Here is an 11,263-nt window from a genome sequence, read left to right on the forward strand (position 1 = left end):
GCACTCCGCCAGCAGCGCCGCCGCCGCGGCCGTCTCCGCCAGCGGGCCCGGCACGGCATGGCGGCCCAGTTCGACGAAGGCCAGCGCCAGCTCCACCGGCAGCGGCCCGGCCCCGCCGTACGCCTCGGGCACGGCCAGCGCGAAAAGCCCCGCGTCCGCCAGCCGGGCGAACAGCTTCCGGCCCGGGGCGTGGTCGCCCGCCGCCCAGGCCCGGGCGGCGCGCGGCACATCCGCCGCCGACAGCATCGCGTCCAGCGAACCGGTGAACGCCGCCTGCTCCTCCGTCGGCAGAAAGCGCATCAGCGGCGGCCCTTCGGCAGGCCGAGCAGCCGCTCGGCGATGATGTCGCGCTGGATCTCGTTCGTCCCCGCGTAGACGGGGCCCGCCAGTGCGAAGAGATAGCACTCCGCCCACGCGGTGTCGGCGAACTCGGCTCCCTCGCCCAGCAGATCGAGCGCGGTCTCATGGAGCGCGATGTCGTACTCCGACCAGAAGACTTTGTTGAGGCTGGCCTCCGCGCCGATCGCCTCGCCCGCCGCGAGGCGGGAGGCCGCAGCGGAGGTGAACAGCTGGTAGGCGCGCGCCCCGATCACCGCGTCCGCGACCCGTTCCCGCAGCGCGGCGGTACCGTCCACCGGGTCCCGTAACGCATCGTCCACCGGACTCTGCGGCGCAGGCCCCGCCCGCCACTCCCGCACCAGACGTTCTGCCGCCGCCAGAAAGCGGCCGGGAGAACGGAGGGTGAGCCCCCGCTCGTTCCCGGTGGCGGACATCGCGATCCGCCACCCCTGCCCCGGCTCCCCGATCACGTCCTCGTCGGGGACGAAGACCCGGTCCAGAGAGAGCTCCGCGAAGGCGGGCTTCCCGTCGAGCCGCCCGATGGGCCGCACCGTGACCCCCGGCGCCGACAGATCGAACATCAGATAGGTCAGCCCCCGGTGCGGCGCCCCGGCCCCCGGATCACTACGGAAGATCCCGAACGCCCGGTCCGCGAAAGCCGCCCGCGACGACCAGGTCTTCCGCCCGGTCAGCAGCCACCCCCCGGCCGTACGGTCCGCCCGGGAGCGCAGCGCGGCCAGATCCGAGCCCGCCTCCGGCTCCGACCACGCCTGCGCCCAGACGGTCTCGCCGCTCGCCATCGGCGGCAGCACCCGGGCCCGCTGCTCCTCGCTGCCATGGCCGAAGAGGGTGGGCGCGAGCAGGCTGATCCCGTTCTGGGCGACCCGTCCGGGCGCGTCCGCCGCCCAGTACTCCTCTTCGAAGATCAGCCAGCGGAACAGATCCACGCCCCGGCCGCCGTACTCCTTCGGCCAGGACACCGCCGACCAGCGGTCCGCGCGGAGCTCCGCCTCCCAGGCGCGGTGCGCCGCGAAGCCCTCCCGGGTCTCCAGCGACGGCAGTGGCGTACGGGGCACATGCGCGGCGAGCCATGCGCGGGCCTCGGCGCGGAAAGCGTCGTCCTCGGGGGAGCAGTGCAGATCCATGGGCACACCCTTCCCTAACAAGTGTTTGGTAGGTTAACGTGCCGGGGTGACGGACGACAGGGCGGCGCGGCAAGGGGATCGCACAGCGCCCCGCTATGTGCCCGGACACGGACTGCTCGCCGGGCGCACCGCCGTGATCACAGCGGCGGCCGGAGCCGGGATCGGCGGCGCGACCGCCCGCAGATTCCTGGAGGAGGGCGCGCGCGTGGTCATCGGCGACGCCCACACCCGCCGGCTGAGACAGGCCGAGGCCGCGCTCGCCGGGGAGTTCGGCGACCGCGCCGTCGCCGCCGCGCCCTGCGACGTCACCGACGAGACCCAGGTGCGGGCGCTGTTCGACAAGGCGGCCGAGGAGCACGGCGGGCTCGACATCGTCGTCAACAACGCCGGTCTCGGCGGCACCGCGCCCCTGACCGAGATGACCGACGACCAGTGGAGCGGCGTCCTCGACACCACCCTGACCGGCACCTTCCGCTGCACCCGCGCCGCCCTGCGCTCCTTCGCCGCCACCGGGCGCGGCGGAGTGATCGTCAACAACTCCTCCGTCCTCGGCTGGCGTGCCCAGGCAGGCCAGGCCCACTACGCGGCGGCCAAGGCCGGGGTCATGGCGCTCACCCGGTGCGCCGCCGTCGAGGCCGCCGAGTACGGCGTACGGGTCAATGCGGTCGCCCCCAGCCTCGCCATGCATCCCCATCTGGCCCGGGTCACCACCCCCGAACTCCTCGCCGAGCTGACCGCCGGAGAGGCGTACGGCCGCTGCGCCGAGCCCTGGGAGGTCGCCAACGCCATCGTCTTCCTGGCGAGCGACTACTCCTCCTATCTCACCGGAGAGGTCGTCTCCGTCAGCAGCCGGCACCCGTGAGCGGGCCGGAGCGGAGCATGAACAGGCGGAGAATGAAGGGGTGCCGAACAAGAAGAAGAACCAGGTGACAGCCTCCCCCGAGCGCCGTGGCGAACTCCTCGGCCTCGCCGCCGAGGTGTTCGCCGCCCAGGGCTACAACGCCACCACCGTCCGCAGGATCGCGGACGAGGCGGGCATGCTCGCCGGAAGCCTCTACTACCACTTCGATTCCAAGGAATCGATGCTGGACGAGATCCTCGCCACCTTCCTCGATGAGCTCTGGGAGGGGTACGACGCCGTGCTCGCGGCCGGGCTCGGCCCCCGCGAGACCGTCGAGGCGCTGGTCACCGAGTCCTTCCGGGAGATCGACCGGCACCGCGCCGCCGTCGCGATCTACCAGAAGGAGTCCCGTCAGCTCGCCCTCCAGCCCCGCTTCCACTACCTCACCGAATCGCGGCTGAAGTTCGAGAAGGCATGGCTCGGCACGCTGGAGCGCGGAGTCGCCGACCGGGTCTTCCGCGCCGATCTGGACATCCGGCTGACCTACCGCTTCGTCCGGGACACGGTCTGGGTCGCCGCGTCCTGGTACCGGCCGGGCGGACAGCACAGCCCCGAGGAGATCGCCCGCCAGTATCTGTCGATGGTGCTGGACGGGATCGCCGTACGCAGTTGAGCATTCAGGGAGTCGTGATGGGCGAGGTCTATATCGTCGAAGCGGTACGCACCCCGGTGGGCAGGCGCGGGGGAGGGTTCGCCGCCGTCCACCCCGCCGATCTCGGGGCCCATGTGCTCACCGCGCTGATGGAGCGCACGGGCGTCGACCCGGCGGCGGTCGAAGACGTGGTCTTCGGCTGTCTCGACACGGTGGGCCCGCAGGCCGGGGACATCGCCCGGACCTCCTGGCTCGCCGCCGGACTGCCCGAGGAGGTGCCCGGGGTGACCGTCGACCGGCAGTGCGGATCGTCCCAGCAGGCGGTGCACTTCGCCGCGCAGGCCGTGCTCTCCGGCACCCAGGATCTGGTGGTCGCGGGCGGCGTCCAGAACATGTCCATGATCCCCATCGCCTTCGCCTCCCGGCAGGCCGCCGAACCGCTCGGGCTCGCTCAGGGCCCCTTCGCGGGCAGCGCGGGCTGGCGTGCCCGCTACGGCGATCAGCCGGTCGATCAGTTCCATGGCGCGGAACTGATCGCCGAGCGGTGGGGCATCACCCGCCGCGACCAGGAGGAGTACGCGCTCCGCTCCCATCAGCGGGCCGTCCGCGCCCTGGACCAGGGCCGGTTCGCCCGCGAGACCGTGGCGTACGGAGAGCTCGCCGCCGACGAGGGCCCGCGCCGGGACACCACCCTGGAGAAGATGGCCGCCCTCGCGCCCGTCGTCCCGGGCGGCAGCATCACGGCCGCCTGCTCCTCCCAGCTCTCGGACGGAGCCGCGGCGCTGCTCATCGCGGGCGAACGGGCCGTACGGGAGCACGGGCTCACCCCGCGCGCCCGGATCCACCATCTCTCGGTCCGGGGCGGGGACCCCATCCGGATGCTCTCCGCCCCGATCCCGGCCACCGCCCACGCCCTGGCGAAGACCGGGATGACCATCGACGCGATGGACCTCATCGAGATCAACGAGGCTTTCGCCCCGGTGGTGCTGGCCTGGCTGAAGGAGACGGGCGCGGACCCGGACCGGGTGAACGTCAACGGCGGGGCGATCGCGCTGGGCCATCCGCTGGGGGCGACCGGGGTCCGGCTGATGACCACCCTCCTCCATGAACTGGAGCGCGGCGGCGGCCGGTTCGGGCTCCAGACCATGTGCGAGGGCGGCGGCCAGGCGAACGTCACGATCATCGAACGGCTCTGAAGGCCCTCCCGGGAGGGGGCGCCCCGACCGGGCGCCCCCGCCCGCTCAGCCCGTACGCTCCGGAAGGCCGATCGGGTTGGGGAAGCGCAGCGTCGCGGCCACCGTCCGCGCCAGCGGCTCCAGGGCGTCGGTCAGCCGCGGCAGATCCGCCGCCGCCCAGGGCCGGAAGGCCGCCCGGTCGGTCCCCTCCTCGATCCCCGCGAGGGTGCGGCGGCCCGCCTCCGTCGCCTTTCCGTCCCCGGTCAGCAGCCCCCGGCCCACCAGCCGCCGCACCGCCGCGTCCCACTCCTCGTCGCTCCAGCCCCGATAGGGCTGGAGCTCGCTGCGCGGCAGATCGATCCCGACCCGCAGGGCGAGGATCTCGCAGCCGTCGACATCGGCCACGAGCTGCGCCGCCACATGGCCGTCGCCCCGGTGCTCACGGAGGATCGTCGCCGCGTGCCAGAGCCGGTCCAGCGGGTCGTCGGGCCAGGGCAGAGCGGCGTTGGCCGCGGTCAGCGGCCGGCCGGTGAGATCGGCCGCGCCCGCCGCCTCGGCGAGCAGCACGGCGGCGCGCTCCACGCCCTCCCGCTGCCCGTCGAGCAGCCGGGCGAGCGCGGCCCGCGCCCCCGACCGGCGTACGTCCAGCGCCTGTTCGGGGGTGACGACCTCCCATACGGAGGGCAGCGCCTGCGCCACCATGGAGGGGGCGTACGAGCAGAACGCCGCCGCGACCGGCTCGGGGCCGGCCATCCCGAGCGGCGCGGACCGGCCGGCGAAGTAGCCGCGCCAGAAGCCGCGGAGACCGGCTTCCTCGAATGCGCCGGTCGCCTCCGGCGAGAAGTAGGTGACGGCATGGATCGGTTCGAACAGGGTCCACAGATCACGCGGAGTGACAGTCGTGGTGTCAGCGGTAGTTGCCATGAGAGGCATTGTGCCGAAATAAGTGATCAGTGACACACATTCGGTCACAGTGGTAGTAATGAGGTGCGAAGATCACTTCTATGGACAGAAGAGTTGCCGACAAGAACAGAAACCTGCTGGGAACGTACCTCGGAGTGGCCGTGGCGGTGGGTGTGCTCCCCGGCCTCGCCATGGAGGGCGGTTCCTTCACGGGGTCGGCCCTGATCGTCGCCGGTGCGGTGTTCGTGCTGCTCAACCAGCTGATAGGCACTCACCCGGACGAGATCCGCGGAGCTTCGCCGCGCCGGCTGCTCCGGCTGGCCGCCGCCGGGACGGCGCAGGACTCCATGATTCTGCTGCTGATCTCCTGTCTGGCCGCGGAGTTCGGGCTCGGACTGCTGACCGACGATCTGATGACGGTGCTGCTGGGCGGTCTGATCGTCCGGGCCGTGACTCTGGCGGTCCTGGCGGTGCCCACGCCGCCGCGCGCACCGGCTGGGACGGACGGCTGACGGGCCCACCGGAATCGGGCCCACCGGAATCGGGTCCGCCGGGCGGGGGCAAGCCGCCCGGCGGACCCGCCCGGAATCCCGCATACGCCCGAAACGTCCGTCCGACACATCCGCCCAACGAGTCCGACCGTCCCATCCGACCGTCCCATCCGGCCGTCCCATCCGGCCGTCCCATCCGACTGTCACATCCGGCCCAGGGCGCGCAGTACGTCATCCGCCTCGGCGATGATCCGGCCGACGAGCTCGGCGCAGCTCGGGAGATCCTCGATGACTCCCGCCACCTGCCCGGAGGCCATCACCCCCAGATCCGTACGCCCTTCGACCATCGAGGCCCGCAGCAGCATCGGCGTGTTGGCGGCGAGCAGCGTCTGGCCCCAGGTCAGCTCTCTGCCGTGGCGCATCGCCAGGCCGTCGCGGATCATCGACGCCCAGCTCATCCCCGACAGCCTCCGGAACGCGGCGGCGTGCCGCACCGAGCGCAGCAGGGTGCGGGCGGGGCCGTGGCTCTCCAGCGACCGGACCAGTTCGGTGCGGAGCATCCGGTGCGGCAGCCCGTCCACGGCGGTCGTCACCGTCACATCCTTCACGGTGGCGGCCAGATAGCGCGCCTTCACCGCGTCCGGGACGGTGGAGTCGGAGGTCAGCAGAAACCGGGTGCCCATCGCGACCCCGGCGGCCCCCAGGGCGAGCGCCGCCACCAGCCCCCGGCCGTCCCGGAAGCCGCCCGCCGCGATCACCGGCACCGGGACCGCGTCCACCACCTGTGGCAGCAGCACGGTCGTGGCGACCTCGCCGGTGTGGCCGCCGCCCTCGCCGCCCTGGACGATCACCGCGTCCGCGCCCCAGGCGGTCACCTTCTCCGCGTGCCGCCGCGCCCCGACGGACGGGATCACCACCACGCCCGCGTCCTTCAGCCCGGCGATCAGCTCGCGGGACGGCGCGAGGGCGAAGGACGCCACCCGTACGCCCTCCTCGACGACGATCCGCGCCCGCTCCCGGGCGTCGGCCGCGTCGGCGCGCAGATTGACCCCGAAGGGTGCGTCCGTACGGGACTTCACCTCGCGTACGGCCTGGCGCAGCTCCGGTACGGACATGGTCGCCGAGGCGAGAATGCCGAGCGCGCCCGCGTTCGCGGCGGCGGAGACCAGCCGGGGTCCGGCCACCCATCCCATGCCGGTCTGCACGATGGGGTGCCGTACGCCGGTCAGCCGGGTGAGCGCGGTCTCCATCAGGCTGCCCCGACGTGGCGGTCGCGTACCCCGTCCGGATCGAGGATCTCCCGGATCAGCCGGAGCTCCGTCGCGGTGGGCGGCCGGGTGAACGGCGTGTCCGCACCGGCCGTCAGCTCGAACCCGGTCGCCTCGCGCACTCGCGCCACGGTGACGCCGGGATGGAGCGAGACGAGCCGCATCGAGCGGTCGGGGGTGTCGAAGTCGAAGACGCCGAGGTCGGAGACGACCCGGGGGATGCGGTGGAAGCGGGTCGCGCTGGGACCGGCCGCGGCGGCCCGGTCGTATCCGACGCCGCAGACCATGTCGACCCGCTCCACGAACACCCGGGGCGAATGCCGGGGGATCCAGTAACTGACGGGGTTGTTGAGGGTGTTGGACGGCGCTCCGCGCACTCCGAGGAGCTGGCGGGCGGGTTGCTCCCACGGACCGATGCAGGAGATGTTCTGGTTGCCGTGGCGGTCGAGCTGGCTCGCGCCCATCATCACATGACGCCGTCCGCCGGTGACCATGGTCAGATGGCGGCGGTACGGAAGCCAGCCCTCCAGGCCGCCGTCGGCGTCGACCAGCAGGGCTTCGCCGTCGGTGAGCAGCAGATCGGGGGAGAAGGTCAGCCGGGCGAGGCGGGCTCCCAGGGAGGGGATGGGGCCCATGGGGCTGGCCAGCACCTCCCCGTTGTCGCGCCAGGCTTCGGCGCAGGCGATGACGCAGTACTCGGCTCGGCTCACACCCATGGGCGGTTCCTTCATCGGGGTCGCTCCTCGTGCCAGACCTGAACAGCTTCCTGATAGGACTCCTCATCGCCATGCAGAAACCGCTCGGCGAACTCGTCCCACGGGGTGGTGGCGTACATCGTCTGAAAGGCTTCGTCGCGGCCGTGGTCGGGGGCGCATGAGGTGAAGTGGGCGCCGTTCGGGGTCTCGACCACTCCGGTCACCGAGACCCTGCTGACCAGCAGGGTCTGTGGCACGGCCCCGGTGAACCCGTCCACCAGCCGTTCGCATGAGACGTACGACGCGTCGGCGGCTTCGCAGAACAGGTCGTCGAAATAGGGGTCGGGGCCCAGGTACTGGGCGTTGCCGAGGCGGTCGGCCCGGTTGAGATGGACCAGTGCGGCGTCCATCCGCAGCGCGGGCGCGGCGACGAATTCCTCGCCGTCCGCGTACGGGGAGACGACGGTGCGCAGCTCGGGGTTGACCCGCATCACGTCCGAGCCGATCCCGGCCCGTACGGGAAGGAACGGCAGCCGGTTGGCGGCGGCGTGCAGCCCCCACAGGAACATGGCTTCGTCGATCTCGGTGAGCGCGAAGGAACCGCGTTCGCGGGCGGCCCGGTACCGCGGTTCGAGGGGGATCGAGTCGAGGGTGACGAAGGGGGTGACGAGCCGTGCGATCCGGCCCGCGGCGGCGAGCAGACCGACATCAGGGCCGCCGCAGGAGACCACGGTGAGATCGGTGACCGGGGACCGGAGGAGCGCGCGGACCAGCGCCATCGGCTTACGGCGCGAGCCCCAGCCCCCGATGCCGAGGGTCATTCCGCTCCACAGCCGCGCCACGACCTCGTCGGCGGTCATGGTCTTGTCGGTCATGGGCCCTCTCCCTTCCCGAATGTGTCACGGACCCGGGCGGCCGTCCCGCTGAGAGCGGCCTCGAAGGTGAACCCCTGCTCGAAGCGGTAGGCGCGGCGCACGTCCACGGGGTCGATGCCGTTGATGGCCGCCTTCGCGAGCCGGATCAGATCGCCGTCCTTCCGGGCGATCTCGGCCGCCAGCTCCAGCGCGGCGGCGGCCAGCCCGGCGCGCGGCACCACCCGCCAGACCGAGCCGTGCCGGTGCAGCTCCTGGGCGGTGACGGTGCGCGAGGTGTAGTACAGCGTGCGCATCAGGTGCTGGGGGACCAGCCGGGCCAGATGGGTGGCCGCGCCGAGCGCGCCCCGGTCCAGCTCGGGCAGTCCGAAGACGGCGTCGTCGCAGGCGATGACGGCGTCCGCGTTGCCGACGAGGCCGATGCCGCCGCCGAGGCAGTGGCCCTGCACCGCCGCGACGACCGGGACCTCGCACTCGTACACCGCGGCGAAGGCGTCGGCGCAGCCCCGGTTGGCACCGAGCAGTGTGCTGTGGCCGGGGTCGCGCTGTAACTCCTTGATGTCCACACCGGCGTTGAAGCCGCGGCCCTCGGCGGCGAGGACGACACAGCGGACCGCCGGGTCCCGGCCGGCGGCGCGGACCGCGTCGGCGAGGTCGTGCCAGCCCTGGACGGGAAGGGCGTTGACGGGAGGGTAGTCGGCCGTGACGACGTGGACGCCGGCCACGGGGCTCGCGGTGGACACACCCATGAGCTACCTTTCCACCAAACATTTGTTAGGTGAGGAAGGTAGCAGCCGATGGAGCTCGACGGGAGGGTCGCTGTCGTCACGGGCGGCACACGCGGCGTCGGCGCGGGCGTCGCACGGGCGTTTCTGCGGGCGGGCGCCCGGGTGGTGATCTGCGCCCGCCGCCCGCCGGAAAGGGCGGTTGGCACGGCCGAGTTCATGCCCGTGGACCTCCGCGACCAGGGTGCCCTCCCCGGTTTCTTCGACGAGGTCGTGCGCCGCCACGGCCGGCTGGACACCCTGGTCAACAATGCGGGCGGCACCCCGCACCGTCTTCTCACCGAGGGCGGACCGGCGGGCCATGCCCGGGTGATCGAGCTGAATCTCGTCACCCCGCTGACCACCTCCCTCGCCGCGTACGGCCATCTCAGCGAGGCCCAGGGCTCGATCGTGATGATCGGCAGCGTCAGCGGCGGCCGGTCGTCGCCGGGGTCGGCCGCCTATGGGGCGGCCAAGGCCGGACTGGAGAGCCTGGCCCGCTCGATGGCCGTGGAGTGGGCTCCCCGGGTGCGGGTGAACACGCTGGTCCTCGGCATGGTCCGCACCGAACGGGCCCATCTGCACTACGGGGACGAGGAGGGCGTCGCGGCGGTCGGCCGCACGGTGCCGCTGGGCCGGCTGGCGGAGCCGTCGGAGGCGGGGGACGCGGCGGTCTTCCTCGCCTCGGAGCGCGCGGCCTATGTCAGCGGCGCGGCGCTCCATCTGCACGGCGGCGGGGAGCGCCCCGCCTTCCTCGACGCGTCCAACGCCCATCAGGGGAGCTGAGCATGACGGGAATCTGCGAGAACCGCGTCGTCGCGGTGACGGGCGCGGGCCGGGGGCTGGGCCGCGCGCACGCGCTGGCGTTCGCCGCCGAGGGGGCGAAGGTCGTGGTCAACGATCTGGGGGCCGCGCTGGACGGCGCGGGCTCCTCAGCGGCCCCGGCGGACGGTGTGGTCGCCGAGATCCGCGCCCGCGGCGGCGACGCGGTGGCCCACGGCGGCGACATCGCGACGGCGTCCGGCGCGGCTTCGCTGATCGCGACCGCACTGGAGACTTTCGGGAGGCTGGACACGCTGGTCAGCAACGCGGGGTTTCTCCGCGACCGGATGCTGGTGAACCTCGCGGACGACGACTGGGACGCCGTGGTGCGGGTGCATCTGCGGGGCTGCTTCCTCCCGCTGAAGCACGCGGCGGCCCACTGGCGGGCCGAGGCCAAGGCGGGCCGCGCGGTCTCCGCGAGGGTGGTCAACACCACCTCGGGCGCGGGGCTGCTGGGCAGCGTCGGCCAGGGGGGCTACGCGGCGGCGAAGGCGGGGATCGTGGGGCTGACGCTGACCGCATCGGCGGAGCTGGCCCGGTACGGGGTCCAGGTCAACGCCATCGCCCCGGCGGCGCGCACCCGGATGACGGAGGAGACCTTCGCGGGGCTGACCGCACCGCCGGAGGATGTCTCACCGCTGGTGGTGTGGCTGGGGTCGGAGGGCAGTACGGGGGTGACGGGCCGCGTCTTCGAGGCGGAGGCGGGCCGGATCACGGTGATGGAGGGCTGGCACGCGGGCCCTACGGCGACGAACCCGTCCCGCTGGACCCCGGCCGAAGCGGGCACGGCGACCCGCACTTTGCTGACCCGCGCCCGCACTCCATCCCGGGTCTACGGCACGACGTGACCGGCGCTGCCCAGCGACCGGGTTGGCGGTCGACTGTCACGGGCGCGGGCGGTCGAGCCGACCGTCTCACCGCACCGGGCACGGTCCTGCGTACGACGACGGCGGGAGGGGTCCGCACGGCCCGGCACCGGGGATAGGCGGGTTGAGGTCTCAGGGGAGGGGGTCCGCGCTGCCCGCCCACCCGGGACAGGCGGGCGGTTTCGACTCGCATGGGAGGGGGCCGCGCTCCCCGGCACCTGGAATGGGCGGCGGGCGGTTGGGGTCTCGTGGAGGGGGCCGCGCTGCTCGGCACGCGGTCCGGGTTGGGCGGGTTGAGGGGTCTCGTGGGAGGGGGCCGCGCAGGGGTGGTGCCGGGACGTAAAACGTGATTTGTGGCGCGAAGGAGGCCCGTCATCGGACAGGCTGGAAACGCGCCGTAAATCATGAGTCCCGGCACCACCCCGGAGCG

Annotated in this window: 13 protein-coding genes; 6 read left to right on the top strand and 7 right to left on the bottom strand. The window is 72.9% G+C overall.

What is annotated here, in order from left to right; genetic code table 11:
* Both FF041_RS12635 and FF041_RS12640 read right to left on the bottom strand, forming a co-directional pair.
* The coding region (locus tag FF041_RS12635; protein WP_194292003.1) for an acyl-CoA dehydrogenase family protein at positions 1-300 on the bottom strand (300 nt) is incomplete at its 3' end.
* A complete protein-coding gene (locus FF041_RS12640) occupies positions 300-1,484 on the bottom strand; it encodes an acyl-CoA dehydrogenase family protein (RefSeq protein WP_153522924.1) in 1,185 nt (394 codons plus the stop codon). The genes FF041_RS12635 and FF041_RS12640, both read right to left, overlap by 1 nt.
* Before the next feature lie 46 nt (positions 1,485-1,530).
* Between FF041_RS12640 and FF041_RS12645 the strand changes: the two genes are divergently transcribed.
* From FF041_RS12645 to FF041_RS12655, 3 genes are read left to right on the top strand one after another with little or no spacing between them, the layout of a single operon-like run.
* The gene (locus tag FF041_RS12645; protein ID WP_323391807.1) at positions 1,531-2,346 is read left to right on the top strand and encodes an SDR family oxidoreductase; all 816 of its coding nucleotides are present in this window, start codon (positions 1,531-1,533) and stop codon (positions 2,344-2,346) included.
* Positions 2,347-2,386: 40 nt separating this feature from the next.
* The gene (locus tag FF041_RS12650; protein WP_323391808.1) at positions 2,387-2,998 is read left to right on the top strand and encodes a TetR/AcrR family transcriptional regulator; all 612 of its coding nucleotides are present in this window, start codon (positions 2,387-2,389) and stop codon (positions 2,996-2,998) included.
* 17 nt (positions 2,999-3,015) lie between these two features.
* The gene (locus FF041_RS12655; RefSeq protein WP_153522925.1) at positions 3,016-4,173 is read left to right on the top strand and encodes an acetyl-CoA C-acetyltransferase; all 1,158 of its coding nucleotides are present in this window, start codon (positions 3,016-3,018) and stop codon (positions 4,171-4,173) included.
* 45 nt (positions 4,174-4,218) lie between these two features.
* Here the strand turns inward: FF041_RS12655 and FF041_RS12660 are convergent, their stop codons facing one another.
* Entirely contained in the window at positions 4,219-5,076 is an 858-nt protein-coding gene (locus tag FF041_RS12660; RefSeq protein WP_323391809.1) for an SCO6745 family protein, read from the bottom strand.
* A gap of 80 nt (positions 5,077-5,156) precedes the next feature.
* On the opposite strand from FF041_RS12660, the gene FF041_RS12665 reads away from it, so the two are divergent.
* On the top strand, positions 5,157-5,567 hold the full coding sequence (locus FF041_RS12665) for a hypothetical protein (RefSeq protein ID WP_153522927.1): 411 nt from the start codon (positions 5,157-5,159) through the stop codon (positions 5,565-5,567).
* Between the two features lie 182 nt (positions 5,568-5,749).
* Here FF041_RS12665 and FF041_RS12670 read toward each other — a convergent pair whose 3' ends face one another.
* Genes FF041_RS12670 through FF041_RS12685 form a run of 4 tightly spaced genes read right to left on the bottom strand, consistent with a single transcriptional unit; the run spans position 5,750 to position 9,130 of the window.
* On the bottom strand, positions 5,750-6,796 hold the full coding sequence (locus FF041_RS12670) for an NAD(P)H-dependent flavin oxidoreductase (protein ID WP_153522928.1): 1,047 nt from the start codon (positions 6,794-6,796) through the stop codon (positions 5,750-5,752).
* Positions 6,796-7,530: a CoA-transferase subunit beta gene (locus tag FF041_RS12675; RefSeq protein ID WP_153522929.1), complete on the bottom strand. Its 735-nt coding sequence runs from the start codon at positions 7,528-7,530 to the stop codon at positions 6,796-6,798. The genes FF041_RS12670 and FF041_RS12675 overlap by 1 nt, the downstream gene beginning before the upstream one ends.
* A gap of 11 nt (positions 7,531-7,541) precedes the next feature.
* Positions 7,542-8,384: a CoA transferase subunit A gene (locus tag FF041_RS12680; protein WP_153522930.1), complete on the bottom strand. Its 843-nt coding sequence runs from the start codon at positions 8,382-8,384 to the stop codon at positions 7,542-7,544.
* Positions 8,381-9,130, bottom strand: coding sequence for an enoyl-CoA hydratase family protein (locus FF041_RS12685; protein WP_153522931.1), 750 nt, complete (start codon positions 9,128-9,130; stop codon positions 8,381-8,383). Before FF041_RS12685 ends, FF041_RS12680 begins: the two co-directional genes overlap by 4 nt.
* Before the next feature lie 48 nt (positions 9,131-9,178).
* On the opposite strand from FF041_RS12685, the gene FF041_RS12690 reads away from it, so the two are divergent.
* Together FF041_RS12690 and FF041_RS12695 are read left to right on the top strand one after the other, a co-directional pair.
* Positions 9,179-9,931: an SDR family oxidoreductase gene (locus FF041_RS12690; protein ID WP_153522932.1), complete on the top strand. Its 753-nt coding sequence runs from the start codon at positions 9,179-9,181 to the stop codon at positions 9,929-9,931.
* 2 nt (positions 9,932-9,933) lie between these two features.
* A complete protein-coding gene (locus FF041_RS12695; RefSeq protein WP_153522933.1) occupies positions 9,934-10,815 on the top strand; it encodes an SDR family oxidoreductase in 882 nt (293 codons plus the stop codon).
* Positions 10,816-11,263 lie beyond the last annotated feature (448 nt).

Origin of the sequence: Streptomyces jumonjinensis (genome assembly GCF_009600885.1) — a bacterium.
In the GTDB taxonomy this organism is placed as follows: Bacteria; Actinomycetota; Actinomycetes; order Streptomycetales; family Streptomycetaceae; genus Streptomyces; species Streptomyces jumonjinensis.